At 26.3% G+C, this 26,057-nt stretch carries 28 protein-coding genes; 7 read left to right on the top strand and 21 right to left on the bottom strand.

Translation table 11 applies throughout. From position 1 onward, the window contains the following. Nucleotides 1-8: 8 nt before the first annotated feature. Nucleotides 9-704 (bottom strand): hypothetical protein, encoded by a 696-nt coding sequence (locus H8891_RS01075; protein WP_187004841.1) that lies wholly within the window; start codon nucleotides 702-704, stop codon nucleotides 9-11. A 345-nt stretch (nucleotides 705-1,049) separates the two neighbouring features. On the opposite strand from H8891_RS01075, the gene H8891_RS01070 reads away from it, so the two are divergent. Continuing rightward, entirely contained in the window at nucleotides 1,050-4,481 is a 3,432-nt protein-coding gene (locus H8891_RS01070) for a pyruvate carboxylase (protein ID WP_187004840.1), read from the top strand. Between the two features lie 37 nt (nucleotides 4,482-4,518). Here the strand turns inward: H8891_RS01070 and H8891_RS01065 are convergent, their stop codons facing one another. The 7 genes from H8891_RS01065 to H8891_RS01035 all read right to left on the bottom strand — a co-directional run bounded on the left by H8891_RS01065 (nucleotide 4,519) and on the right by H8891_RS01035 (nucleotide 10,743). Beyond that, on the bottom strand, nucleotides 4,519-6,525 hold the full coding sequence (locus H8891_RS01065; RefSeq protein ID WP_187004839.1) for a HAMP domain-containing sensor histidine kinase: 2,007 nt from the start codon (nucleotides 6,523-6,525) through the stop codon (nucleotides 4,519-4,521). A 20-nt stretch (nucleotides 6,526-6,545) separates the two neighbouring features. Then, a complete protein-coding gene (locus tag H8891_RS01060; RefSeq protein WP_147546490.1) occupies nucleotides 6,546-6,770 on the bottom strand; it encodes a hypothetical protein in 225 nt (74 codons plus the stop codon). Then, nucleotides 6,745-7,440 carry a response regulator transcription factor gene (locus H8891_RS01055; protein ID WP_187004838.1) on the bottom strand — a complete coding sequence of 232 codons (696 nt, stop codon included), beginning with the start codon at nucleotides 7,438-7,440 and terminating at the stop codon, nucleotides 6,745-6,747. The genes H8891_RS01060 and H8891_RS01055 overlap by 26 nt, the downstream gene beginning before the upstream one ends. A gap of 250 nt (nucleotides 7,441-7,690) precedes the next feature. Continuing rightward, the gene (gene nifU / locus H8891_RS01050; protein WP_147546486.1) at nucleotides 7,691-8,143 is read right to left on the bottom strand and encodes a Fe-S cluster assembly scaffold protein NifU; all 453 of its coding nucleotides are present in this window, start codon (nucleotides 8,141-8,143) and stop codon (nucleotides 7,691-7,693) included. A 1-nt stretch (nucleotide 8,144) separates the two neighbouring features. Further along, on the bottom strand, nucleotides 8,145-9,332 hold the full coding sequence (nifS, locus tag H8891_RS01045; RefSeq protein WP_187004837.1) for a cysteine desulfurase NifS: 1,188 nt from the start codon (nucleotides 9,330-9,332) through the stop codon (nucleotides 8,145-8,147). An 18-nt stretch (nucleotides 9,333-9,350) separates the two neighbouring features. Continuing rightward, nucleotides 9,351-9,806, bottom strand: a complete 456-nt coding sequence (locus H8891_RS01040; protein ID WP_187004836.1) for an RrF2 family transcriptional regulator — start codon at nucleotides 9,804-9,806, stop codon at nucleotides 9,351-9,353. Between the two features lie 166 nt (nucleotides 9,807-9,972). After that, nucleotides 9,973-10,743 carry a GNAT family N-acetyltransferase gene (locus H8891_RS01035; protein WP_187004835.1) on the bottom strand — a complete coding sequence of 257 codons (771 nt, stop codon included), beginning with the start codon at nucleotides 10,741-10,743 and terminating at the stop codon, nucleotides 9,973-9,975. A gap of 223 nt (nucleotides 10,744-10,966) precedes the next feature. Here H8891_RS01035 and H8891_RS01030 point away from each other — a divergent pair, with 223 nt between their 5' ends. Then, nucleotides 10,967-11,524, top strand: coding sequence for a hypothetical protein (locus H8891_RS01030; RefSeq protein WP_187004834.1), 558 nt, complete (start codon nucleotides 10,967-10,969; stop codon nucleotides 11,522-11,524). Nucleotides 11,525-11,574: 50 nt separating this feature from the next. On the opposite strand, the gene H8891_RS01025 is transcribed toward H8891_RS01030, so the two are convergent. Then, entirely contained in the window at nucleotides 11,575-12,849 is a 1,275-nt protein-coding gene (locus H8891_RS01025; protein WP_187004833.1) for a replication-associated recombination protein A, read from the bottom strand. Nucleotides 12,850-13,006: 157 nt separating this feature from the next. Here H8891_RS01025 and H8891_RS01020 point away from each other — a divergent pair, with 157 nt between their 5' ends. Both H8891_RS01020 and H8891_RS01015 read left to right on the top strand, forming a co-directional pair. After that, nucleotides 13,007-13,645: an SIMPL domain-containing protein gene (locus H8891_RS01020; protein ID WP_187004832.1), complete on the top strand. Its 639-nt coding sequence runs from the start codon at nucleotides 13,007-13,009 to the stop codon at nucleotides 13,643-13,645. Nucleotides 13,646-13,681: 36 nt separating this feature from the next. After that, nucleotides 13,682-13,852, top strand: coding sequence for a hypothetical protein (locus tag H8891_RS01015; RefSeq protein WP_187004831.1), 171 nt, complete (start codon nucleotides 13,682-13,684; stop codon nucleotides 13,850-13,852). A gap of 13 nt (nucleotides 13,853-13,865) precedes the next feature. Here H8891_RS01015 and H8891_RS01010 read toward each other — a convergent pair whose 3' ends face one another. Continuing rightward, nucleotides 13,866-14,285, bottom strand: a complete 420-nt coding sequence (locus tag H8891_RS01010; protein ID WP_187004830.1) for a DUF3785 domain-containing protein — start codon at nucleotides 14,283-14,285, stop codon at nucleotides 13,866-13,868. Between the two features lie 12 nt (nucleotides 14,286-14,297). Next, a complete protein-coding gene (locus tag H8891_RS01005; protein WP_187004829.1) occupies nucleotides 14,298-15,203 on the bottom strand; it encodes a transglycosylase domain-containing protein in 906 nt (301 codons plus the stop codon). Nucleotides 15,204-15,413: 210 nt separating this feature from the next. Between H8891_RS01005 and H8891_RS01000 the strand changes: the two genes are divergently transcribed. Next, nucleotides 15,414-15,584 carry a DUF362 domain-containing protein gene (locus H8891_RS01000; protein WP_147546468.1) on the top strand — a complete coding sequence of 57 codons (171 nt, stop codon included), beginning with the start codon at nucleotides 15,414-15,416 and terminating at the stop codon, nucleotides 15,582-15,584. A gap of 38 nt (nucleotides 15,585-15,622) precedes the next feature. On the opposite strand, the gene H8891_RS00995 is transcribed toward H8891_RS01000, so the two are convergent. The 10 genes from H8891_RS00995 to H8891_RS00950 all read right to left on the bottom strand — a co-directional run bounded on the left by H8891_RS00995 (nucleotide 15,623) and on the right by H8891_RS00950 (nucleotide 25,310). After that, nucleotides 15,623-16,111 carry a hypothetical protein gene (locus tag H8891_RS00995; RefSeq protein ID WP_187004828.1) on the bottom strand — a complete coding sequence of 163 codons (489 nt, stop codon included), beginning with the start codon at nucleotides 16,109-16,111 and terminating at the stop codon, nucleotides 15,623-15,625. 223 nt (nucleotides 16,112-16,334) lie between these two features. Continuing rightward, nucleotides 16,335-17,396: a serine/threonine-protein kinase gene (locus H8891_RS00990; protein WP_187004827.1), complete on the bottom strand. Its 1,062-nt coding sequence runs from the start codon at nucleotides 17,394-17,396 to the stop codon at nucleotides 16,335-16,337. Between the two features lie 162 nt (nucleotides 17,397-17,558). Then, complete coding sequence (locus tag H8891_RS00985; RefSeq protein WP_187004826.1) at nucleotides 17,559-18,062, bottom strand: 3'-5' exonuclease; 504 nt, start codon at nucleotides 18,060-18,062, stop codon at nucleotides 17,559-17,561. A 122-nt stretch (nucleotides 18,063-18,184) separates the two neighbouring features. Next, on the bottom strand, nucleotides 18,185-19,114 hold the full coding sequence (locus H8891_RS00980) for a S8 family peptidase (protein ID WP_207723516.1): 930 nt from the start codon (nucleotides 19,112-19,114) through the stop codon (nucleotides 18,185-18,187). 175 nt (nucleotides 19,115-19,289) lie between these two features. Then, complete coding sequence (locus H8891_RS00975) at nucleotides 19,290-20,228, bottom strand: SPFH domain-containing protein (protein WP_147546458.1); 939 nt, start codon at nucleotides 20,226-20,228, stop codon at nucleotides 19,290-19,292. Nucleotides 20,229-20,246: 18 nt separating this feature from the next. After that, nucleotides 20,247-20,672, bottom strand: a complete 426-nt coding sequence (locus H8891_RS00970) for an NfeD family protein (RefSeq protein WP_187004825.1) — start codon at nucleotides 20,670-20,672, stop codon at nucleotides 20,247-20,249. 80 nt (nucleotides 20,673-20,752) lie between these two features. Next, on the bottom strand, nucleotides 20,753-21,937 hold the full coding sequence (locus H8891_RS00965; RefSeq protein WP_187004824.1) for an MORN repeat-containing protein: 1,185 nt from the start codon (nucleotides 21,935-21,937) through the stop codon (nucleotides 20,753-20,755). Between the two features lie 193 nt (nucleotides 21,938-22,130). Further along, nucleotides 22,131-23,144: a PTS sugar transporter subunit IIC gene (locus H8891_RS00960; protein WP_147546451.1), complete on the bottom strand. Its 1,014-nt coding sequence runs from the start codon at nucleotides 23,142-23,144 to the stop codon at nucleotides 22,131-22,133. A gap of 159 nt (nucleotides 23,145-23,303) precedes the next feature. Continuing rightward, nucleotides 23,304-24,326 carry a 3'-5' exonuclease gene (locus H8891_RS00955; RefSeq protein WP_187004823.1) on the bottom strand — a complete coding sequence of 341 codons (1,023 nt, stop codon included), beginning with the start codon at nucleotides 24,324-24,326 and terminating at the stop codon, nucleotides 23,304-23,306. 123 nt (nucleotides 24,327-24,449) lie between these two features. Then, nucleotides 24,450-25,310, bottom strand: a complete 861-nt coding sequence (locus H8891_RS00950) for a tRNA 2-thiocytidine biosynthesis TtcA family protein (RefSeq protein WP_187004822.1) — start codon at nucleotides 25,308-25,310, stop codon at nucleotides 24,450-24,452. A gap of 271 nt (nucleotides 25,311-25,581) precedes the next feature. Between H8891_RS00950 and H8891_RS00945 the strand changes: the two genes are divergently transcribed. Then, on the top strand, nucleotides 25,582-25,785 hold the full coding sequence (locus H8891_RS00945) for a spore coat associated protein CotJA (protein WP_270646391.1): 204 nt from the start codon (nucleotides 25,582-25,584) through the stop codon (nucleotides 25,783-25,785). Then, nucleotides 25,785-26,048 carry a spore coat protein CotJB gene (locus tag H8891_RS00940; RefSeq protein WP_147546443.1) on the top strand — a complete coding sequence of 88 codons (264 nt, stop codon included), beginning with the start codon at nucleotides 25,785-25,787 and terminating at the stop codon, nucleotides 26,046-26,048. Before H8891_RS00945 ends, H8891_RS00940 begins: the two co-directional genes overlap by 1 nt. Nucleotides 26,049-26,057: the final 9 nt, after the last annotated feature.

The raw sequence follows: 26,057 nt of genomic DNA, 5'->3' as shown, positions 1-26,057 counted from the left end.
AATTCTTTTTAATCAAACTTAAATGGATTAACTCTTATAGCATTATTGTATAAAAATGGATATGATTTACTTAAATACTCTAAGTAAGAAATCCACTGTATTGAAATATTTTTATATACTCTTATAACATCATTTTCTAAGTGGTTTATATTAAATCCTGAATCCTTATCTTTTTCTATAAATATAATTTCATCTCTTAAGTGAATTACAGACATAAGCAAGTCTGTAAAAATTTGATGTTGTAGTATACTCTCATTACTTATTAATGTTACAAACAAATTGTTATGCTCTACTAATATATTTTTTATTGCACATAAATCTATATACTTCATATCAACTTTATAATTATATTCATATAAACATTTTTTTATCTTATTTAAATCTTCAAAATTTGTTATGTAGTTTTTTGCATCTTTATCTGCATCTATAATAAAATGCATTAATTTCCCACCAACTTCTGTAAAAAATATACCTACTAACATATTTATTTTTTCGATTCTATCTTTTTTAGCTCTATAATCTATCAATTTTTCAAGCATTATAGTCACAACTAAACTGTTTATAGGAATAAAACATAAATTCATAAGGGAATAATATGCAGTGTTTAGTGCTTGACCAAAAATTAGATAATGTATAAAAAACATTATGGATGATAAAGCGATTAATATAAATGATATAACAAAATAATATCTAATTTTTTTCATTTAAGTACTCCTTTATAAAATTTTTTTAAACACTTAAGTATTATAACATAGATTATAAACTAACAATTTTCTTTAATTTTCTATGCCTTAAACTATTTAAGCATTCCTATTTTAAGGTTTTAAAAGCAATATACTTAAATTTTATGAAGTAATTATACATTTTAAGGATTTTAAACTTTTTGACCCCTATTTAATAAGATAATTATATATTTTCAAACCATAAAAATTATTCAAATATATATATTCATCTTATTTATTAAGGAACTTCATTTTTACTATTTAAAATTAAAGTTAAATACTATATACTCTTTAATATTAAAAGAAACGAAAGGAGTTTTTGCTTTTATGCTTAAAAAAATAAATAAAATACTTGTTGCCAACAGAGGTGAAATTGCCATTAGAATATTTAGAGCTTGCTCTGAATTAGGAATAAAAAGCGTGTGTATATACAGTAAGGAAGATAAATATTCATTATTTAGGACTAAGGCTGATGAATCATATCTAATTGGAGAAGATAAAGGTCCTATAGATGCTTATTTAGATATAGATGCAATAATAAAATTAGCTAAAGAAAAAAACGTAGATGCAATACATCCTGGATATGGATTTCTATCTGAAAATCCAGAATTTGTACGTAAATGTGAAGAAAACGGAATAATATTTATAGGTCCATCTGCAGATATAATGAATATGATGGGAGATAAAATAAACTCTAAGCAAATAGCAAAAAACGTAAGTGTCCCTACTATCCCTGGTATTGACAAACCTATTAAGAGTATTGAAGAAGCTAAAGAAATTGCCAGTCAAATAGGATATCCTATCATGCTTAAAGCCTCTAATGGTGGTGGCGGTAGAGGTATGAGAGTTGTATATGATGAAAATAATTTAGGCATAGAATATGAAACTGCTTGCAGTGAATCTAAAAAAGCCTTTGGTGAAGATATAATTTTTATAGAAAAATTTATAGTAAATCCTAAGCATATAGAAGTTCAAATACTTGGTGATATGTATGGAAATATTGTTCATTTATACGAAAGAGATTGCTCAGTTCAAAGAAGACATCAAAAAATCATTGAATATGCTCCTGCATTTTCATTATCTACTCAATTGCGTGAAAAAATATGCAAATGTGCAGTAAAAATAGCCAAACATGTAGGCTATGTAAATGCTGGTACACTTGAATTTTTAGTTGATGAAAATGAAAATTTTTATTTTATAGAAATGAATCCTAGAGTTCAAGTTGAACATACAGTTACTGAAATGATAACAGGAATCGATATAGTTCAAAGTCAAATATTAATTGCCCAAGGTCATAGATTAGATGGTGAAGAAATAAATATTAAAAATCAAGAAGACATACAAATAAGAGGCTACTCTATTCAGTGTAGAATAACAACTGAAGATCCAAAAAATAATTTTATGCCCGATACTGGAAAAGTTCAAGTTTATAGAACTGGTTCAGGATTTGGTATAAGACTCGATGGTGGCAATGGATTTACAGGTTCTACTATAAGTCCTTATTATGACAGTTTATTAGTCAAAACTATTTCTTGGGATAGAACTTTTAAAGGGGCAATAAATAAAACTATCCGTTCTATAAAAGAACTTAGAATTAGAGGAGTTAAAACAAATGTTGGATTTTTAATTAACGTATTAAATAATAAAATATTTGCAGATGGAAAATGTAGTACCAAATTCATTGATGAAAACCCTGATTTATTTGATATAAAAGAAAGTAAAGATAGAGGAACAAAATTACTGCAATTTATAGGAAATACAATAGTTAATGAAAATAAATGTAGCAAAAAGCCTAAGTTCCAAACTATATATACTCCTAAGTTAGAAGATTCTATTGTAAATAAAGAAGGCAGTAGAGATTTATTTAATAAACTTGGTAAGAAAAAATATATAGATACTATAAAAAATGAGAAAAAATTATTAATAACAGATACTACAATGAGAGATGCTCATCAATCGCTTCTTGCTACAAGACTTAGAAGCTATGATTTGCTAAAAGTAGCAAAACCAACAAATGAATATATGAAAGATTTATTTTCCCTTGAGATGTGGGGAGGTGCTACTTATGATGTAGCTTATAGATTTTTAAAAGAATCTCCATGGTTAAGATTAGAAAAATTAAGAGAAGAAATACCTAATATAATGTTTCAAATGCTATTTAGAGCTTCTAATGGTGTTGGATATAAAAATTATCCGGATAATGTTATAAAGGAATTTTTAAAAGAGTCTTCTAATAAAGGTATAGATATTTTTAGAATATTTGACTCTCTAAACTGGGTAGAAAATATGAAACCATCTATTTATACTGCTCTTGAAGCTGGAAAAATAGTAGAATCTACAATTTGTTATACAGGAGACATTCTAGACCCTTCAAAGAGTAAATATAACTTAGAATATTATATAAATATGGCTAAGCAGCTAGAAGAATTAGGTTCAGATATAATATGTATAAAAGATATGGCTGGACTTTTAAAGCCCTATGCAGCCTATAAGCTTATAAAAGAGTTAAAAACAAATGTAGATGCTCCTATTCATCTTCATACACATGATACTAGTGGAAATGGTGTTGCAACTATTTTAATGGCTAGTGAAGCTGGAGTTGATATTGTAGATACTGCACTTGAAACAATGTCGTCTCTTACAAGCCAACCATCTTTAAATGCTATTGTGGAAGCTTTAAAAAATACAGAAAGAGATACTAAAATAGATTTATATGGATATGAAGAATTAGGAAATTATTACAAAGATTTGAGAAAAGTATATTCTAAATTTGAAAGTGATTTAAGTAATCCATCTGCTGAAATATATAAATATGAAATACCTGGTGGTCAATACACTAACTTAAAACCTCAAGTTGATAGCTTAGGTTTATCTGATAAATTTGACCAAGTAAAAGAAAAATATAAAGAATCAAACTATATATTAGGAGATATAATAAAAGTAACTCCATCATCTAAAGTTGTTGGTGACTTAGCTATATTTATGGTAAAAAATAAACTTGATAAAAATAATATATTAATAGAAGGGAAAAACTTAGCTTTCCCAGACTCAGTAGTTGATTATTGCAAAGGTATGATAGGTCAACCTGAAGGTGGCATTCCTAAGGATATTCAAAAAATAGTATTAAAAGGGGATAAACCTATAACAACTAGACCTGGAACATTAATAGAAAATGAAAACTTTGAAAATATTAAAAAGTATCTTGATGATAAATTTAAAATGGATTCAAATATCAGAAATATATTAAGTTATACCCTATACCCTAAGGTTTATGAGAACTATCTAAAGCATTTACAATTATATAATGATATATCTAAACTTGAAAGTCATGTTTACTTCTATGGTTTATCTATTGGTGAAGAATGTGAGGTAGAAATTGAAGAAGGTAAAGTTTTAACTATAAAGTTGATAGAAATTGGAGATGTAAAAGAAGATGGAACAAGAACCTTATCATTTGAGCTAAATGGAATGATGAGAGATATAGAAATAAAGGATAATAACTACTGCTCAAATATAAAAGATATAGTAAAAGCAGATATGAATAACCCATTACAAATAGGTGCTAGTATACCAGGAAAAGTCGTTAAAGTTTTAGTTAAAGAAAATCAATCTGTTAAGAAAAATGAGCCAATTATAGTTATTGAAGCTATGAAAATGGAAACTGTTATAGTTGCAAAAACTGATGGCATAATTAAAGACATACTTGTAAAACAAGATGAACTTGTAAAGGATAAACAATTATTAGTAGAAATGAAGTAATAAAAAAGAACCTGGCAACAGGTTCTTTTTTTACTCCCTATACTTTTTTAAATTCCAAGTTTACTTTAAACAAATCTCCATCTATCTGTATATTAAATTCTCCACCTTGAAGTTCCACTAAATCACGAGCAATAGCAAGCCCTAATCCACTACCTTCTGTGTTTCTAGATAAATCTCCCCTTCTAAACCTTTCAATTATTTCATCTGCTTCAAAATTAAGTTCATAAGCTGAAATATTTTTAAAAGATAAATATACTTTATCTTCATCTACTTTCATATCTATATAAACTCTAGTATTCTCAAGTGAATACTTAGAAATATTTATTAATAAATTTTCAAATACCCTATACATTCTTTTCCCATCGCAATTTATATATACAGGTTCTTTTAGTAAGTTTACTTTTAAATTCAAATTAGAATTTGTAAGTTTTTCTTCATTTTCTCCAATACTTTGTCTTAATAATTGATTTAAATCTAACTTTTCAATATTAAGTTCTATATTACCACTACTAGCTTTGCTAGCTTCAAATAAATCTTCTATAAGAACTTTTAATCTTTTTGATTTATTATCTAATACATTTATATAATCTTTTAAATACTCTGGTTGTATATTTTCTTCTTTTTTTATCAAATCTACATAGTTTATTATAGAAGTTAATGGTGTTTTTAAATCATGGCTTACATTTGTTATAAGTTCAGCCTTCATTCTCTTACTTTTAAACTTTTCATCTATTGCACTTTCAAGACCTTCACTCAAATTATTTATATCTTGTGCAAATGTAGCCAATCTATCATTACCTTTTACTTCTATTTTATGATTTATATTTCCACTTTTTATTTTTTTAGTTCCTTCTATTATGTTATCTAAATAATCTATTTTATTTAATATAATACCTGTTATTATAATTAAACTTAAAGTTAAAAAACCAATTATTGCAATTAGCATAAAAAATGGGTCTTGCCAATACCAAGTTGTATATAAAAATATAAACATAAAACCTGCAATAATTACTATTATTAATTCTACTAAAATTAATCTCTTTACTAAGGGTAGTTTATTTTTATACTTAATAATATTTTTAATTATGTTTATAAAAAACCTACATATATTGTAAGTAATGCTATTAGTTATTAAATCTTTCTTTTTATCTAGATTTTTAAAGTAAATTATCCACACTATAATTAATGTAATGGATATAAATTTAGCAATTATAGATATAATATAACTAAAATTTAAAATCAATAAAAAGAGTAGCATGGTTATGCCTACAATATGAATTTCTATAGGTATTTTTCTATATATATTTAAAAGTAATCCATCCTTGTTAATAAATTTTCCTTTAGCTTTTATACACGCTATTAAAGAAATTATACTTATAATACCAGAAGATATTAAAACTTTAAATAAAATATCTATATTATTACGTGAATGTTTAAAATCATCTTGATATGACCTTAATCCAAATGGCTCATAATTATTTATCTGTTTGGGAATTGATATACTTATTGATATAGGTTCTGGTTTATCTTGCATTACCCAAAAATAATTTGAATATATACTTGATGATAATCTTTTTTTATCGATTATTTTTGTATATGTGCCTTCATTATTATTTAAATCAATTTCTATATTACAATAATCCTTTTGATTTTCTCTAAAAACTTTATTACTTTCATAATTAGTATTTGTATAAACTTTACCTGTTGAATTATTTTTTATAAAAAATTTTACATCTTTAAATTCACTTAAATCTTTCTTTGCATTTTCTATCGATTCATTTTCATAATCACCTGAATTTGAAGTTGCTACCACCATTCTATCTATTAAATTTTGAAGAATTTGATTATCAAAGTTATCCGTTTCAAAAAAATTATCTGCATATATTTTATTACTTTTTTCTAATAAGTTACTTTGTTTTATATAATGAAATTCATATCCCTCTATCATTTTTTGCCCTGTTGCTAAAAATATTGAAGTTGATATCAAAAATATAATTAAAAATACAATTTTTATCCATTTATTACCTTTATTTAATTTTCCCATTTGTCCACCTGCTTTTCTTTTTACAATAAATTCATCCCAGTCATAGCTTTATAAAATATAAAATTCGCAATAATTAAACCTACAAATTGTAATATTATTTTTCCTTCTAAATATGTACATCCTATTAATACAGCCCCTAACTGAGTAAAAAAGAAAAATATAAGTAACATTACAAAATGTAAAACTAATTGTATATTCCATCTTTTTATTTTGAATATATTATAACTTCTCGACTTTATAGCCAACTCCCCACACCACCTTTAAATATCTTGGTTCTTTAGGATTAATCTCTATTTTTTCTCTAATCCTCCTAATATGTACACTTACAGTATTTTCTGCATTAAAGCTATCTTCTTTCCACACCTTTTCATATATTTCATCTATAGAAAATACTCTACCTTTATTAGATAATAAAAGATTTAGTATCTTAAATTCTATAGGAGTAAGTTTTACAAATTCATCTTCTACAAAAACTTCTTTTGTACTAATATTTAATTTTAAATCTCCACTTTGAAGAATATCTTTATTTTCTTGTGCTTCATAGGTTCCTAATTTTATATATCTTCTCAATTGAGATTTAGTTCTAGCTATAAGTTCTAATGGATTAAATGGCTTAGTTATATAATCATCTGCCCCTATATTTAATCCAATAATTTTGTCACTATCTTCACTTTTAGCTGAAATCAATATTATAGGAATATTTTTTTCTTCTCTAATCTTTATAGTTGCCTTTATTCCATCCAATTTTGGCATCATAATATCCATGAGAATTAAATGTATATCATTGTTAATTAGTCTATCTAAAGCCTCTATCCCATCATAAGCTTTAAATATATTAAACCCTTCATTTTTCAAATAAATTTCAATAGAATCTACTATTTCCTTATCATCATCTACTACTAAAATATTGCTCATTTATATACCTCTCTTAAATTAATCATCGAATTTGATTATACATTATTACACCCTCTTAATCCTACTTTTTTCTATATTCATATAATAAAGTATAAATCTTAAGAAATAATTAATATAAATCTTAAGATTTTCTTACAATTTAAAAAATCTTATCATATATTAGACGAAATACACACTTAAATAGTTTCATTAAATATAAAAATTCACATAAAAAAAAGGAGCAAATGCTCCTTTTTAATTTAATATTATCTTACTCTTCTTCTTCAACATCATGATGATGATCGTGATCATCTTCTATAACAACACCATCTAATGCAGCTATGTGTATATTATTCTTTTTAGAATAATCTATTAACGCAGCTTTTATAGCTTGCTCAGCTAAAACTGAACAGTGCATTTTAACTGGTGGTAAACCATCTAAAGCTTCTGCAACAGCTTTATTAGTTATTTCTAAAGCTTCATCTATAGTTTTTCCTTTTATTAATTCTGTAGCCATAGAAGAACTTGCTATAGCTGATCCGCATCCGAAAGTCATAAACTTAACGTCATTTATAACTTTAGTATCATTATCTATATCAAGATATATTCTCATTATATCTCCACATTTTACGTTTCCAACTTCTCCTACTCCACTTGCATTTTCTATTTCTCCAACATTTCTTGGATTCATGAAATGGTCCATAACTTTTTCACTGTATTGCATATTACTTACCTCCCTTGTCTAATTTGTTATATAATGGCGACATACTTCTTAATCTTTCTATTATCTTTGGTAAATTATCTATTATAAAATCGATATCTTCTTCTGTTGTAAAATCTCCTATGCTAAGTCTTAATGAACCATGAGCTATCTCATGAGGTAATCCCATAGCCATAAGTACATGAGATGGATCTAGTGATCCTGAAGTACAAGCTGATCCACTTGATGCAGCTATACCTAACATATCTAACATTAATAATATTCCTTCTCCTTCTATAAATTCAAATGAGAAGTTTACATTTCCTGGAAGTCTATATTCTAAACTTCCGTTAACTTTTGTATGAGGTATTCTTTCTAATATACCATCTATAAGTCTAGTTCTTAAAGCAGTTAATCTTTCTATATGCTCACCCATATTAGCTTTCGCAAGTTCACATGCTTTAGCATATCCAACTATACCAGGTATATTTTCAGTACCAGCTCTTCTTCTTCTTTCTTGTGCTCCACCATGAACGAAAGTGTGTAATTTAACACCAGTTCTTATGTATAAAGCACCTATACCTTTAGGTCCATAGATTTTATGAGATGACATACTCATTAAGTCTATATTTAATTCTTTAACATCTATAGGTATATTTCCTGCAGCTTGGACAGCATCTGTGTGGAATATAACATTGTGTTTCTTAGCTATTTCCCCTATTTCTTTTATAGGTTGAATTGTTCCAACTTCATTATTAGCAAACATTATACTTATTAATATAGTTTTGTCTGTTATAGCTTTTTCAACATCTTGTGCATTTACTCTACCATCTGCATCAACATCTAAGTAAGTTACTTCAAATCCGTGATGTTTTTCTAAGTATTCACAAACATGAAGTATCCCATGATGTTCTACTTTAGAAGTTATTATATGGTTTCCTTTTGCTTTATTTGCAAAAGCAACTCCTTCTATAGCCCAGTTATCACTTTCTGTTCCACCAGCTGTAAAGTATATTTCATTTGGTTTTGCATTTATAAGTTCTGCAACTGTTGCTCTTGATTTATCTAATACGTTTTTAGCATCTCTCCCGAAAGAATGGAAACTTGATGCATTTCCGAAAGTTTCAGTAAAGTAAGGCATCATAGCCTCTAATACCTCTTTTTTAACAGGAGTTGTAGCCGAATAATCCATATATATCTTTCTTTTTTCCATTTTATTCATCTCCTAAATCTATTTTATAATTAAATCTGTTATATCATTTATATTTTTATTTTTATTTTTATTATAATCATCTACCATATCTTGAAGTGTTATTGAGTTTATAACATCCTCTATCCCTTGCTTAATTCTTTCCCAAACAACTTTGGCAACGCAAATTCCAGAGTTTTCACATGCATGTTCATCCATTACACAATCTGAAATTGAAATAGGTCCCTCAAGTACTCTTAGTATATCTCCAACTGTTATATCTTTAGGTTCTTTACCTAATAAATATCCTCCTTGAGCACCTCTTACACTTTTTATCAATCCAGACTTTTTAAGTGATGAAAATATCTGTTCAAGATATTGTTCTGATATATTTTGTCTTTGAGCTATCTGCCTTAATGGTACTGGTCCATCTCTTTGAGTAAGTGAAAGCTCAAACATTGCTTTTAGTCCGTATCTACCTTTAGTTGATAGCTTCATTTTTTACACCTTCTTTTCAAATAGGTATTCCCGACTAACTTACTAGGTTTTATCTTCAAATTTATTTTATTATATCATAGTATTTTTGTCAACATTAAATTCATAGTATTTTTCTAGGAATTAAAAAAGGAGTAAATTCTAATATTATTCACTCCTTTAAATAAATTCACTTATAATAATTTACCCACTGACCTAGTTCTTTAAACCCTATTTTTTTATAAATTTTTCCTGCCTCTTCATTATCATAAAAAAGACAAGGTGTTTTTTTATCATTTAATAAACTATTACATAATTTTACCACGCATTTAGTTGCATATCCTTTATTTCTATACATTGGGTGAGTTCCTACACCTACAACCATAGCATGAGTGCTATTTTCAGAAGTTGATTTTGCCATAGATACTACTTTTTTATTTTCTTCTATATAATAACCTCTTCCACTTTTCAAATTACTTTTTATACTCTTTATAGTAGTATTTTCAAATTCGCCTATATTTTCATAAAGCTCTAGTATTTTATTTATCTTCCCAAATCTTATTTTTTTTACGCTTGAATCTATTTCATAATCATTTAAAAATTTTAAATTTTTTAATGCACAAAAATTTACTATTCTTTTTTTACCATAAGAAATATAAGGTTCTATATATTTTAAAGTATCTATTTTACCATTTATAACTCTATACGGTAGTTTGTTTATATAATTAACAAAGCTAACTACATCATCATTATCATAAGAATAAAGTGTAAGTATATCAAAATACTGAATTAATAGACCTTTTATGTTACCAACTAAATCAAAGTTTGCCCATATGTTAAAAAAACAATTATCATATCCATATCTTTTTATATCCTCACCGATTACTAAATTAAAATTTTCTTCTTGATTTAAATAATTAATAAGTTGATTATCATAATCTTCACTTAACTTTAAAATCATTATAGCCTCCGATACTTAAATTTTATGTTAAATAATATGTTTTTAATAAATTAATTATTCTAGCTTAATTAATTCTTTCCTTCATAAACATATTTGCATATAAATCTTTTGGAAATTTTTTCAATAAACATACTTGTAATAAATTTTTTCTAGTGGTAAATTTATTTTAAAGAATTAAGCTTTTTAGTAACTAAATATCAAACTTAAGAAAGAAGGATTAATTATGACTGTATTAGATATATTTGTAAAAAATTTATGCGGTACATTTAATAACGACGAACAAATAGAAAAAGAGCTTAAAAATGGTGATATAAAACATCCTTATGCAAAACATATAAATGGCATATGTAATAATAAGATTAAAAACTTACCGGATAATTTTGATGGTTATTTTGTTATAGAAGAAAGTTATTATAAACAAGGAAACTTTAACAATATCTTGCCTCATTTATTTTTATTTACTTTGAATGAAGATAATAAAGTTGTTTTAACTTCTTATGAGCTTCCTAAGGAAATATCTAAAGAGGATTTTAGAAATGATAATCATGATTTAGTTATGGACTATAACAATTTAGTTAAATCAGAAAAGTTTACACCTATGATATATAATGAGTGTAATGGTGTATTTACAGGCGAAAGTATTAGTTATTTCACTCCTGTTACTAAATTTGAGCTTAAAGAAAAGATAGAAGCTTCAACTTTGTATGTAAGTGAAGTTTTCTATAAAAATGATAAGATAACTTTTGGATTTGTTGATCCAATTATTTATAAAAGAGTATAGTTAAATTTTGCATAAAAATAATGGTAGTAAACATTTTACCACCATTATTTTTATTTGTTATTTTTCACACTATTCCAATATTGTTCAAATGATTTTTCATTTTTATTTTCTCCTGGAATATAATACTTTTTATCTTTTATAGCATCTGGTAGGTATTGTTGTTTTACATAATGATTAGGATAATTATGAGGATACTTATAATCAACACCTCTACCTAAATTTTTAGCACCTAAATAATGTGCATCTTTTAAATGTAGAGGAATGTCTCCTGTTTCTATATTGTCTAAGTCTGCTAATGCTGATTCTATAGCCATAACTGCTGAATTTGATTTTGGACACTGTGCTAAATAAATAGTAGCTTGCGAAAGAGGTATTCGTGCTTCTGGAAACCCTAATTGCAGTGCAGATGAAACACAAGCTTCAGTTATAGTTATAGCCTGTGGCACTGCTAGTCCTACATCTTCACTTGCTACACAAAGTAATCTTCTAGTTATTCCTTGAATATCTCCAGCCTTAATAAGTCTTGCTAGATAGTGTATAGATGCATCTATATCAGAGCCTCTTAAAGATTTGTGAAATGCTGAAAGTATAGAATATCCATCATCTCCACCTTTATCGTAATTTAACATTTTTACACTCGAACACTCTATTACATTATCTAGAGTTATATTTACAGTGTTAGAAACAATATCTATTCCTACATTAAAAACTAATTCTAATTTATTTAACGCACTTCTCATATCTCCATTGCAAGTCTGTGCTATATATTCTAGTGCTTTATCTTCAACATTAATACTATCATATGTATTAATACTTTTTAGTCTTTCTACTGCCCTTTGAAGTCCTTTAAGTATATCTTCTTTATTTATTTGTTTAAATTCAAATATAGTGCTTCTACTTAAAATAGCTTTATATACTACAAAATATGGATTATCAGCTGTACTTGCAATTAATGTTACCGATCCATCTTCAATAACTTCAAGTAAGGATTGTTGCTGTTTTCTATTTAATGCCTGAATCTCATCTAGCATTAAAATTATACCATTGTATGAAAATAAATCTCTTTTAGCAGAATCTATAACTTCATTTATTTCTTTAACCCCACAGTTTACAGCATTTAATTTTACATATTTTTTGCCTGTAACATTAGCAATTATATTTGCCAACGTAGTTTTTCCAGTTCCAGGAGGTCCATATAGTATCATATTTGGAATGGTTTTATTTTCTATAAGTTTATTTATAATTTTTCCTTTGCCTATTATATGAGATTGTCCTACCATATCTTCTATTTGTTGTGGTCTTAATCTATCTGCTAATGGTTGCATACGCTCCTCCTAATTTTAATATATTAATTTATTATACTATCTTTTAATGTCTCTTGCATCTATACAATACTTTGCTAGCTTTCTATTATACTGTAATCATAATTTCTCTTATTTATTAGTATATTTATACTAAATGTAATTTTAAAGGAGGTAATTTATGCAGTATATGAATATGAATACAATGAGAGAAAAAGGACAGTTATCTGTAAATGGAGTTGGAATAGTTAAAGTTAAAGCCGATTTGGCAATATTAACAGTTGGAGTTACAACATCTAATAAAGATGTTCAGGTAGCTCAAGTAGAAAATGCTAATACTGTAAATAACATTATATTAAGTTTATCAGACTTTGGTATTCCAAGAGAAAAAATAAATGCAGATGATGTAACTATAAATAAAAGGTATGATAATGTAACAAATGAATTGATAGCTTATGAAATAACGACTACTATAAGAATAGAAGTATCTAATTTAGAAAATTTAGGTGATATTTATACTTTAGCTATTGAAAATGGAGCTAATAGTAATGTTAATTTAACATTTACTATATCTAATGTATCGCCTCATTATAATGAAGCTCTTTTAAAAGCTACTCAAGATGCCTTAAATAAATCTTCACTTTTAGCTAAAAGTCTTTCAATTAAGTTGAGACCACTTCCTGAAAATATATCTGAAAATAGTATATCTCAATACTCTATAAGTCAAAAAAATGTATCCTATTCTGGTTCTTCATATTTATCTTCAGGAGATTTAGAAGTTACAGCTCAAGTTAATATGATTTTTAATACTTATTTATAATTTTTATTAAATAAAATAGAAAAGGAGGATATTTTAATGTGTGATAAAAAAGATATACCAACTCCAGAAGAATTTGATTCAATGTTAAAAAGTATTGGCTTTGTAGAAAGTACCCATACGTATAAGAATTATTATATTGAACGTAACATAGAAAAAAAGAAAATAAAGAAGATAAGGACGATAACAAATAATAAAAAAGCTGCATAGAATGCAGCTTTTTTTATACTATACAGTTTTCTATTTGAATTATATAATCTAGGCAGTGTTCACACATTATTACGCTAACTATATAACTATCATCTACTTTTCCAGCTCTACTTAATTTATTAAATGATAAACCTTCATAGTCTTTACTTATATCGCTTATTACAAACTTACCATCTTTAGTAAATATATAAAAGTGATATTCTAAGAATCCAAAGAATTTTTGTTTTTCTTTTACTCCTGTTAAACATTCTGGACATGCCTCTTGATAATATTCTAAATCGAAGTCTACATCTTGTGCTTGATTTAAAATATTTAATATATCATCTAAATTAATATTTGATACTGGCTTTTCTTCATCATTTATTAATCCACTACAATTTTCTTTAGATAATTCATAATCTTTTTCATTAAACTTAAATTTATAAATACTCATACTACACCTCTTTTATTTAATATTCATTGGAGTTTCTTCTTTTTTAGCTTTTTCATATTCATCTTTTGTTATATATCCTAATTCCTGCATTTTATAAAGAATTATGTCTCTTCTTTTTTTAGCTGCATTATAATCTTTAGAATATAATCCAGGTCTATTTGTTATGCCTGCAAGTAAAGCGCATTCTCCTAAGTTTAATTCACTTACATCTTTTCCAAAATAAACTTGCGCTCCTTTTTGAGCTCCATATATGCCTTTTCCCAAATACATATTATTTAAGTAAAGTTCTAATATTTCTCGTTTATTCATATTCTTGTCCATTTGTCTTGCATTGTATATATCTTTAATCTTACGTTTTATAGTTTGATCCATACTCGTTAAAAGATTCTTAGAAACTTGCATTTCTAATGTACTTCCACCTTGTGTACTTTTACTAAATATATTATGAACAACTGACCTAGTTAAAGATAAGTAATCTACTCCTTTATGATCAAAGAATCTTTCATCTTCTATAGATACTATTGCATGTTGGAGATCCACTGGTATTTTGCTTATACTTACATATTCACTGCTTACTGACTTTTCTTTCATATAAGAATATGTAGGTTTAGGACTATCTTTTAATGCTATATTCATAATTACATTTGCTGATATAGCTCCTATAAAAGATATTATCAATAAAAATATTAGTAATTTCTTTATTATACTAACAAACATTTTAGACTTTTTTTTCTTTTTAGCTCTACCTTTATTAGCTCTTTTTCCTTTGCTTGAATAATTGTTTCTATTATTATTTGTTTGTTTATTCTCAGTTTTGTTTTCCACCCTTTTATGGTTAGTTTGAGATCTTGAGCTTGTATTATTAGAGCTAACTTTTTTACGTCTTATTTTATTTTTTTCATCATCATAATAACTCATTTTTTACGCTCCTTTTTAAATATATGAGTAATTATACCTTTTTATTCCAAATAAATCAAAGAGTAAAATTCATTTTATCCTTTGATTTATATTGTTATATATTTTAACTATAATTATTTAAATTTAATTTAAAAAATTTATATTTTTTTGTTTAAGATTTAAATTTAGTGGTATAAATATACTTGAATAATTTTTTAGGAGGTATTTATTATGGCTTATAAAATAAGTGATGCTTGTATAAGTTGTGGAGCTTGTGAACCTGAATGTCCAGTTAGTTGTATATCTGCTGGTGATGATAAATATGTTATAGATTCAGAAGCATGTATAGACTGTGGAACTTGCAACAGCGTATGTCCTGTTGATGCTCCTCAACCAGAATAATACATATAAAAAAAGAAAAGCAAATTGCTTTTCTTTTTTTATTTTAAATTAATATTTTTGATAACTTGGTATTGTTGAAATTTATCAATATTTTTAAATTCTAATCTTAATGGTGATTTTAAACTTTCTAAAGCTACACCTATTTTAATATCTTTTTTATCTCCTCTTTGTAAATTACCAATCATACCTGTAACTTCTCCTTGTTGAGTTATTACAAAGCATTCTGTAGATTTATGATTTTGGTATGGATATACATCTATATTAGATAATTCTACATCTACTACATCCTTATTTTTAACTTCTAATGTTATTATAGCCATTCCTTCATAATTTTTATCTAATTTTACTTTTTTGTTTTTCAAATCAACTTTTTTTACTTTTATATCTAAGGTGTCATTATAATTGATATTAATATCATTATATATAATATTTCTATTGTTCTCTAATGCAATTACATTATTTTTACTTATTATATATAAACTTAAAATGCTTAAAATTAAAAATATCCTTTTTATCTTGTATATCATTAATTTCCTCCTATAACATAATATGGTATAGTTTGTTCAAAGGATGTTTTTTCATTCATATATTTTTTTAATATTTTTTGTCGAAAATTGTTGACAGCTTTGTCGAACTTTGTTATTATTATTACAAGGTTATTCCCCTGATAACCTTAAATTTTTACTCCCCAAATAAAATATATTCCCTAATAAACCCCTTTTTATAATATATTTTACCCCTTTAAAAGCCTTACTTTGATCGGTATGAAAGTAAGGCTATTATTTTTTTCACTTCATTAAAAGCATCTGATTTTCTTTCAATATATTCACAACAATAACCCTTATATACACTGTACTTTCTATTTTCTTTATTCAATTTTACAGTTTTCACATTATAATAACCTTCATCTTCACTAACTATAATTTGCATAATAGTATTATCATTATTTTTTCTTGTAAAATAATAATGTTTATCATTTCCTTCGTATTTCCAATCTAAATTTTCATTTATATTCTCAATATCAGCAATTATTTCAGATACATTTTCATATCTTTCTTCAGGTTTAACATTTATACATTTTTCTATTATATTTACCATAGCCCTAGGTACATGTGGTAAGTACTTATTTCTTTTTGGAAATTTTCCACTGGCTGATGCAATTTTTACCATATTTATATCTTTATATTTTTTTAATTGAGTATTATATTCTAAGTTACCATTGCACATTCTATATAAAGTTGTACCTATTTGGTATATATCAACTTTATTAGTTATGAATGTACTTTTACACTGTTCAGGTGCTATGTGTTTATAGTAAACATTTCTTAATTTACCTACTCCATCTTTATTTAAATATACAGCTGATCCAAAATCTGCTAATACAGCTTTATTTTCATTATTTATGAGTATATTACTAGGTTTTATATCACAGTGAGAAATTCCCAATTTGTGTAGATATTCAATAGCTGATAAGAAATCTAAAGAATAGTTTATTATTTCTCTTATAGTTAGGTTTTTTGTTTCTAATAAGTGGTGTAGAGATCCATTTCTATAATAAGGCATAGTTATATATATATGCTCATCATCATAAGAAACATGATTTATATTTATTATATTAGGATGATTAGCTTTACAAATCTTTTTTGATTCTTCAAAGTATTTATCTGGATTTTTAAAAGATGATTTTTTAATTTTTTTCATTATAAATTGTCTTCCCATTTGTGTATCTTCAACTAAATATAACTTAGAGTTAACCCCCTCTGATTTTAAAGGTTTTATTATTTTCAAATCTATATTAGTAACTATATTCATAATATAGTATCACCACCTAAAAATAATTCTAATACAACCCCCATAAATGTCACTCCTAACTGTGCTTATTGTAACTTATATATACTATGATTTTAATTCCTAAATAAACACAAAAAATACAAAAGCTTTCACACTAATTTAAATTAATATGAAAGCTCTCTATTATTTATTAAGTATAAGAAATAATTTAGCAGTTGCTAGTGTATCACTATCTGCCCTATGTGCATTTTTATTTTCTATATTATAATATTCACACGCAGTTTCTAATTTTTTATTCTTACCTTTATATTCTTTATTTTGTTTTAATAATTCTAATGTACATATATAATTATTTATAGGCTCTAATCCCATTTTATTTAAATAATAATTTAAAAATTTCAAGTCAAACTTAGCATTATGAGCAATTATAGTTTTATCACCTATATATTGTCTAAATTTGGGTAAAACCTCTTCTAGACTTTTTTCATTTTCTACCATCTCATTACTTATATTAGTTATATCAGTTATAAGACTAGGAATTATTCCGTTTGGTTTTATTAGCCTAGAATAATTTCTTCCTATTTTATTATTATTTATCTCTGTAACTCCTATTTCTATAATTTCACAGCCTTTATATGGATCAAGGCCTGTAGTTTCTAAATCTACTACTACATAATCTTTTTTCATAAATTACTCCTCTCATTTTCATAAGTATAAGTATATATAATTATAACAAATAAAAAAACAATGATAATATGAAATTTACCATTGCCTTAAAATACTAATAAAAAAATTTAAATTTAGCTTAATCACTTTGTAATTTTCACTTGTCCATTTTTAAACATTTTCTTAGGCATTTTAGGAGTTTCTAAAAATACTAATCCATTTCCTTGCATATTTTTATCATAATGTAAATCTAAAGTAAATTTTATAAGTTGAGCATATATCTCTGACTCACTTAACATCCTTTTAAACTCTTTGTTTGAATAATTTTTTATAAGTGCTAAAGAACCACTAACGTGAGGTGCCGCCATACTAGTTCCATCTAAAATAGCATATGAGTTATTTTTAAACGTTGACAAAATTCCAACTCCTGGAGCCATAACATCTATTAAATTATTACTATTTGAAAAATAAGCTGGTTTAGCTTTTTCATCTACAGCACCTACTGAAATAACTTCACTATATGAAGCAGGATAAGAAAATTCATTAGTTATAGAATTATTATCTCCATCATTTCCAGCTGCACAAACTACTAATATATTATTACTTACGGCTTTTTTAACAGCTTTATGCAAATTTTCATCATCTAAATATCCTCCTAACGACATACTTATAATATCTACCTTTTGGCTAATTGCATAATTTATAGCATTTATAGTCCACTTGTACTCACCTTCTCCATGTCTATCTAAGGCTTTTAATATCATTAAATTACAAGCAGGTGCTACACTGTGAACAATCCCAGCAACATGAGTACCATGTCCGATATAATCATTAACTAATAATTTATTAGATTCATCATCTTTAGTGAAATTTCTAGTGTGAATAATTTTATCCTTAAGTACAACATGATTTATATCACATCCTGTATCTATAATAGCTACAGTTATACCCTCACCACTACTAGACTTATTCCAAAATTTATCAGCCCTAATCATTTTTACTCCATAAGAACTTACATTAATATCTCTACCAACTTCAGTAACCTTATAAGGTAATAACTTCATTTTATACATAAAAACACACCACCTAAATAAAATTTTATACTCAATTATATACACTTAATTGTTATATTGTGATAATTACAAAGGATATGTTATTTATTCAAATAAAAAAATGCCTCAAAATAGTTATAAAAACTTTTTGAAACATTTTTTATTTAAAAATTATATATTTAAATTTTTTTAATTTTTATTTTTTATCAGATATTATTTCTTTTATTGCTCCTATGCTACCAAGTAGACCTTGTGCTTCATAAGGTACAAATACCTTGTTATCACCCTTAGCCATTTCATTTAAAGCTTCTACATACTTAACAGATAACATAGCTTCATCTATATTTGCATTTTTAAGTGCATCATATACCATTTTTACTTTACTAGCTTCAGCTTCTGCAACTTTTTTAATAGCTTCAGCTTCACCTTCTGCTTTTCTTATTTGAGCTTCTCTTTGTGCCTCTGCATGTAAAATAGCAGTTTGTTTTTCACCTTCTGCCTTTAATATTTGAGATTCTTTAAGACCTTGAGATTCAGTTATAGCAGCTTGCTTTTTACCTTCTGCTTGAAGTATCATAGCACGCTTTTCTCTTTCAGCTCTCATTTGTTTTTCCATAGCTTCTTTTATATCTTCTGGAAGTTCTATATTTTTTATTTCAACTCTTTCTACTCTAACGCCCCATTTATCAGTGGCTTCATCAAGTATAATTCTTAACTTATTATTTACATCATCTCTTGAAGATAATGTTTTATCCAATTCCATAGTACCTATTACATCTCTTAAAGTAGTTGTAGTTAAATACTTTATAGCTTGAACTAAGTTCGCTATTTCATAAGTAGCTTTAAATGAGTCTGTTATTTGATAATAAACTACAGTATCTATTGACATAGTAACATTATCTTTAGTTATAACAGCTTGTGGCGGTGAATCTATAACTTGAGTTCTAAGGTCAATCCTTCTAACTACTCTATCTAATATTGGTACAACTATGTTAAGACCTGACTCTCCTGTCATTTTGTACTTTCCTAATCTTTCTACAATTATAACTTCTGATTGCTTTACTATTTTAATAGTAGATATAGCTAAAACTATAACTAAAATTATTAAAACAGTAAAAAATATTGTTGTAAACATATTAAAATTTACCTCCCCTTATATTTTTTCTACTACTAATTTTACTCCATCTATATACTTTATTAAAACGTTTACATCTTTAGGTATATATTTTGAATCAACTGAAGTTGCACTCCATACTTCTCCTTCTATTTTAACTAAACCTATACCATCTTGATTTATTTCTTTTGTCACAACTCCAATTTTTCCAATTAAAGCATTTATAGTAGATGGTTTTACTTCTTTGTTAACATCAAAATATTTTTGAAGTATTTTTCTACCAAATATTACTCCTATAATTGAAACAATACACATTATTATGATTTGAGTTCCTATTGATGAAACTATTAGTGAGGATAATCCTGCTACAAAACATCCAATAGCAAAGAATAGAGAAACAAAGCTTATGGTGCTCGACTCAATTATTAGTAATATTATCCCTATTATAATCCATGTTAAAAACATATAACCTCCTCCTTAAATATAATATATATTTATTTTAAATATTTTTGTATATTAACATATATTTTGTATCTTTATTGTAACTACTTTATAATCTTAGATAAATTTCTTATAATTTCTTTTTCATCTTTACTTATATCTATATCTTTTACTTTTATATCTTCTTTGTTTTCTTTTATATAAGTACCTTGCGTTATAATATTATCTTTTATATTTACTTCAAACTTTGCTTTATCTAATAAGTAATATGTTCCAACTCCATACTTACAATCTTCTTTCCATTCACCGATATATCTATAAATATCACAAGTAAAAGCACCTACTCCACATCTTAACCCATTTTCATAGTCACCTTCATATATAGATTTATCTCTATAAAAGTAAGCTCCTTTACCATGAAATAAATCGTCTTTAAAGTCCCCTTTATAAATTTCTCCATTCTTAAACTTTAACACTCCATATCCCTTTTTATATCCATATTTAAATTCACCTTCATATATGTCACCATTTTCATTTGTATAACATCCATGACCATTATACACATTATTTTTAAACTCTCCAATATACTTACTCCCACATGAATAAGAATAAGTTCCTTTACCATTTAGTTTATCTTCACTATACTCTCCTTCATAAATATCTCCATTAATTGATATATATCTTCCTCTTCCATTTCTTAATCCATCTTTAAAAATCCCTATAAATTTATCTCCATTATTGTAAGATATGATTCCTTTACCTGTTCTAAGTCCATTTTTAAACTCACCTTTATATATATCTTTATTAGGAAATGTATACATTCCAATACCTTCAATTACTCCAAACTTAAAGTCTCCACTATAAATTGACCCATCAGTATATAAGTATTTTCCTATACTATGCATTGAATCTTCTTTCCATAATCCCTCATATCTATCTTTATTAGCAAATATGCAAACTCCAAATCCACTTCTCTTTCCTTCTATCAATTCTCCTTTATAAATATCTCCATTGTCATATTTTACAATTTCATATTTATCATGTTTTTTAACTTTTTTCTTGGACGTATACATATCACTATTTAAAAAACTACTACCTTGATTATAACTATCACCACTTTCTCCTCTTAATAAAGTAGGTTTATTTGATTTACATCTACTTACTATTTTTCTTGAAGTATTTTTTCTAATTTCAATAACTGTTAAAATCAACTTCATTCCTATAAAAATCCCTGATAAAATAATAAAAATTAAAAATACTATTTCAAAATATGACTTTATACTATCCACTAAAATCCCTCCCACATATATACTTATAATATAAATTTATATATGCAAGTCCAAAAAAATGATTTTAATCATACGACATATTAATACTAATAAAAAAAGACTATATCAAAATAAATTTAGTAAGTAATATTTTTTACATAACTAACTTTATCTTAATATAGCCTATTATTTTATAATTTAATATTTTTTTAATCTAACCTCTTATTTCTGCTGCTGTAACTATTTTGTGATTTCTAAATACATAACTTCCTGTAAATCCTACAATAGTACTTATAACAGCACATATAGCCATACATATTAAAACTTCTTGTGCTGGGTTATATGCAAACATAACAGGTAATCCAGCTGAAGGTGCTGCTGTTCCCGGTGCATTGTTTATAAGTCCCATAGCTGCTACTACTACTCCACAAAGAGCTCCACTTATGAAGTTTGTTACATATATTGGTATTGGATTTGCTGAAATTATATCTGCTTGAGTTAATGGTTCTATTACTACAGATATAGTATCTCTTGTATCTCCAAATTTTAATTTTTTAAATAATACGAAATTTGCAAAAGATGTAGCTGATATAGATAATGCAGCTATTCCCATAGGTAGTCCAGTTAAACCTAGCATTGCTGTAAGTGCCATAGAACTTAATGGAGATGTTGATAATAAAGTAAAGAATCCTCCTATAATTAATCCCATTATTATTGGGCTTGAGTCTGTTGAACCAGCGATTATATCACCTATGCTTAATAAAGTAGAATTTACTACAGGCTCTAATGATACCCCTATCATTCTTGTTATAGGTGCCATTACAATTACCATAACTAATAAATCAAGTCCTGGTGGTACTTTTTCTTCTAAGAATTTAACGGCAAATGACATTAAGTATCCTGCTATGAATCCTGGTAATATTCCTAATCCAGAACATGTTATTCCTAGTAACATTGAATATACAGGCGAAACTCCTAAAGCACCCATAGTTAGTGATGCTGCTGCTAAACCACCTAATTTTCCACTAATTGATCCTAATTCACTAAGAAATGGTATCCCGATTGTATTTCCTAGAAGTGAGAATTGTATTGCTTCGACTAAGAATGTAGCACATGCTGCATTTGCTAATGCCCCCATTGCTTTCATACCATGTGGTGCCTTATAACTAAATATAGAAAATGCGGCCAGCACCATTAGTAATAGAATTGTTCCTTTTAAAACTTCCATTTTAAAGCCTCCTCTTGTCTTATTCAAGTAGCAAAACGTTTTTCTTTCCTCTATTATATTCTATTTTCTTACCATAATGCAATAAATTTTCTAAATTTTTTTACTATATTTAATATTTTTTATAGGCATAAAAACTAACCAGCTACTGCTCAAATCGGCTTAGTAGCTGGCTTCTAGTAAACTTTTTATATTTATATTTATATTTTCATACTCTAAATCTTCTTCAAATAATTCTATAATCTTAATTAATTCTTGCTTGTATTCCTCTTTATTTAATCTATAATAAAATAAATCATCGACTAAATCCATCATATCCAAGTATGTACTCTCTAATAAATAAAAATTTCCATTTTTTATATCGATAAGATTATCGAATATAAGTAATTTTTTATTTATATCTTTTATTTCTTCAATATTATGTATATCAATATCAATTATAGATTCTAAATATAATTTAAATGTTTTTAATATTTCTATAGATAAGTCATCTAATTTTATATTACTTTTTTTATTATGTATACAATCTTTATATTCTTCAAATTTAGATTTTAAATCTTTATTTATTTCTATAAATGGATTTTTTATGATATCCTTAATAATTAATAATTCTCTTATTTTACGATTGGAAGATAGTGTATTGTCTAGTATAAATAAGTTATATGCATCAGCTAAAGGATCATGTGCATCTCCATCAAATTCTACATTTGAATACTCCAGTAAGTTTTTTAATGATACATAATTAATGCACCTAATCCCTTCGTTTAAATATTGTTTTTTTATATCTATAAACAAATCTTTTATATTATTTACAAATCTAGGATGATTGTTCTTTTGTGCACTTCTTCTATCTGTATTTGAAAAACAAGTTAAATCTAAATTTCCAAATGTATAAATCCCCTCAATTTCTGTAAAATTTCCTAACCATTTCTTAAAATCCCTCATAACTTCTTCATAGGTGGGTGCTTTAATAATATCTTCATTAGTTATTTTTGTAAGTTCCTCTATATGAGGGTATATATTAATATTACTAACAGGCTTTATTAAAGACTTAAAATTAGAAATTTTTTTATTTATTGTATCGTATTTAACTGCCCCAATAGCAATAATATCTGCATTATTTATATCTCTTCCATACTTAGAATTTGACATATTCATCTCAAAATCTACATATATTTTTTTCATCCCCTTCATCCTTTCTAAAACCCTAAAAGTACATTTTACTAATTGTTAATTTATTCTAGTATAATTTTATAATACATTATCTTCAATATCAACGTAAAAGAAAAAGGATGTACTAAGTACATCCTACTCAAATCTTTCTAGGAATGAATGTTTAACTCCATCTTGTTGCCATCCTAATACCGAATCCATATTTACATTTTCCGCCGCCTTAAATATAGACTTTTCAACATCTTTAAAGTTATCACCTAAACTTTTTATAAGATCTTTTATTTCATATCTTTTATTTCCAGTCTTTTTAGCTGCTACCATACAAGCACAGTTAAGTGGCCATATACCACTGTTTTGTATGAATCTTACTATGTGTTCTTCTCTTATATAGTATAAAGGTCTTATTATTTGTATTCCGTCAAAGTTAGTAGATTTTAACTTTGGAAGCATTGTTTTAAAGTTTCCAGCACATAATAAGTTTAACATTGTAGTTTCAATAACATCATCGTAGTGATGTCCAAGTGCTAATTTATTACATCCCAATTCTTCAGCTTTAGAATATAATGCTCCTCTTCTCATTCTAGCACACATGTAGCAAGGATAGTCTTTAGCTATTTCATCTGCAATTTCAAATATTCTAGAATCAAATAGATGTATAGGTATATCTAAGTATTCGCAGTTATCTACTAATAATTGTCTTATATCTTTGTGGTATCCCGGGTCCATAGCTATAAATTCTACTTCAAAGTTTACTGGACTATGTCTTTTTAATTCTTGAAACATTTTAGCCATAAGTAAACTATCTTTTCCTCCAGATATAGCAACTGCGATTTTGTCGCCTTCTTCTACTAAATCATAAGCTCTTATTGCTTTGATAAATTTTGACCATAAATTTTTTCTATATCTTTTTACTATACTTCTTTCAATATCTTTAAGTGGCTGTCTTTCATCAAAAGGAACTATAATCTCACAGCCTTTTCCTGCTAATTCGCTCATTAAATCACCTCTTTTTTTTGTGAACATGCAACTTATTTTATCATAAAGCCCAATATTAGTTCAAGATATTCATACCTTATATCTAATTATTTCCCAGAAAATCTTTTTATTATGTTGCTTTATTTAAATTTCTACCTTTTGCATCATTTTTTAATTTTTTAGATTTTGTGTAACTATTTATCTATATATGAATATTATGCTATTAGATACAGTTAATACAACAATTATTAACTATATCATCTATAAATTAATTAGGATTGGAGGAATTTTGGTGAACGATAGAATGGTGAAAAAAAATTGCGGGTGTGAGTTAGCTAGACCTTACGTCAATGACCAGATATTTAGCAAAATGTACAACTTACCAAAGGCATTAGAGTATGGGACAATTTTTCCTGAATTAAATTTATGGGATTCTACTATGTATAATAAGAATTTATATAGAGGTAAAAAAATAAAAAATGGGGGTAAAAGATAATGGCTACAAGAGCTGAAATGTTAACTAATATAGAAGAGCTTTGTTTTGCTTGTTTAGATATGAACTTATATTTAGATACTCATACAGAAGATGCAAATGCTATAGCTACTTATAATAAACTTTGTGCTGAGTTTGCTAAAGCTAGAATGTGCTATGAAAAGAAATATGGACCTTTAAATAACTTTGGATATTCTCCTAGTCAATGCCCCTTTCAATGGGTAGAAAGTCCTTGGCCTTGGGAAAATAAATTTTATGAAATGTAATTAAGGGGG

Origin of the sequence: Paeniclostridium hominis (assembly GCF_014306135.1) — a bacterium.
Taxonomy (GTDB): Bacteria; Bacillota; Clostridia; order Peptostreptococcales; family Peptostreptococcaceae; genus Paraclostridium; species Paraclostridium hominis.
Note: the sequence above shows the minus strand (reverse complement) of the source record. Positions and strands in the feature narration are given on the sequence as shown.

Bases quoted from the DNA above. Each gene is read 5' to 3' on its own strand.
- H8891_RS00975 (WP_147546458.1), bottom strand. From the start codon at position 20,228: ATGTTTACAACAATATTTTTTACTGTTTTAATAATTTTAGTTATAGTT.
- H8891_RS01040 (WP_187004836.1), bottom strand. From the start codon at position 9,806: ATGAAGCTATCAACTAAAGGTAGATACGGACTAAAAGCAATGTTTGAG.
- H8891_RS01065 (WP_187004839.1), bottom strand. From the start codon at position 6,525: ATGGGAAAATTAAATAAAGGTAATAAATGGATAAAAATTGTATTTTTA.
- H8891_RS00990 (WP_187004827.1), bottom strand. From the start codon at position 17,396: ATGAATATAGTTACTAATATAGATTTGAAAATAATAAAACCTTTAAAA.
- H8891_RS01005 (WP_187004829.1), bottom strand. From the start codon at position 15,203: ATGAGTTATTATGATGATGAAAAAAATAAAATAAGACGTAAAAAAGTT.
- H8891_RS01030 (WP_187004834.1), top strand. From the start codon at position 10,967: ATGACTGTATTAGATATATTTGTAAAAAATTTATGCGGTACATTTAAT.
- nifS (WP_187004837.1), bottom strand. From the start codon at position 9,332: ATGGAAAAAAGAAAGATATATATGGATTATTCGGCTACAACTCCTGTT.
- H8891_RS01055 (WP_187004838.1), bottom strand. From the start codon at position 7,440: ATGAGCAATATTTTAGTAGTAGATGATGATAAGGAAATAGTAGATTCT.
- H8891_RS00950 (WP_187004822.1), bottom strand. From the start codon at position 25,310: ATGAGCGAATTAGCAGGAAAAGGCTGTGAGATTATAGTTCCTTTTGAT.
- H8891_RS00960 (WP_147546451.1), bottom strand. From the start codon at position 23,144: ATGGAAGTTTTAAAAGGAACAATTCTATTACTAATGGTGCTGGCCGCA.
- H8891_RS00995 (WP_187004828.1), bottom strand. From the start codon at position 16,111: ATGATATACAAGATAAAAAGGATATTTTTAATTTTAAGCATTTTAAGT.
- nifU (WP_147546486.1), bottom strand. From the start codon at position 8,143: ATGCAATACAGTGAAAAAGTTATGGACCATTTCATGAATCCAAGAAAT.
- H8891_RS00985 (WP_187004826.1), bottom strand. From the start codon at position 18,062: ATGAAAAAAGATTATGTAGTAGTAGATTTAGAAACTACAGGCCTTGAT.
- H8891_RS01000 (WP_147546468.1), top strand. From the start codon at position 15,414: ATGGCTTATAAAATAAGTGATGCTTGTATAAGTTGTGGAGCTTGTGAA.
- H8891_RS01035 (WP_187004835.1), bottom strand. From the start codon at position 10,743: ATGATTTTAAAGTTAAGTGAAGATTATGATAATCAACTTATTAATTAT.
- H8891_RS00940 (WP_147546443.1), top strand. From the start codon at position 25,785: ATGGCTACAAGAGCTGAAATGTTAACTAATATAGAAGAGCTTTGTTTT.
- H8891_RS01010 (WP_187004830.1), bottom strand. From the start codon at position 14,285: ATGAGTATTTATAAATTTAAGTTTAATGAAAAAGATTATGAATTATCT.
- H8891_RS00970 (WP_187004825.1), bottom strand. From the start codon at position 20,672: ATGTTTTTAACATGGATTATAATAGGGATAATATTACTAATAATTGAG.
- H8891_RS00955 (WP_187004823.1), bottom strand. From the start codon at position 24,326: ATGAAAAAAATATATGTAGATTTTGAGATGAATATGTCAAATTCTAAG.
- H8891_RS01025 (WP_187004833.1), bottom strand. From the start codon at position 12,849: ATGCAACCATTAGCAGATAGATTAAGACCACAACAAATAGAAGATATG.
- H8891_RS00980 (WP_207723516.1), bottom strand. From the start codon at position 19,114: ATGTATAAAATGAAGTTATTACCTTATAAGGTTACTGAAGTTGGTAGA.
- H8891_RS01015 (WP_187004831.1), top strand. From the start codon at position 13,682: ATGTGTGATAAAAAAGATATACCAACTCCAGAAGAATTTGATTCAATG.
- H8891_RS01075 (WP_187004841.1), bottom strand. From the start codon at position 704: ATGAAAAAAATTAGATATTATTTTGTTATATCATTTATATTAATCGCT.
- H8891_RS01070 (WP_187004840.1), top strand. From the start codon at position 1,050: ATGCTTAAAAAAATAAATAAAATACTTGTTGCCAACAGAGGTGAAATT.
- H8891_RS01020 (WP_187004832.1), top strand. From the start codon at position 13,007: ATGCAGTATATGAATATGAATACAATGAGAGAAAAAGGACAGTTATCT.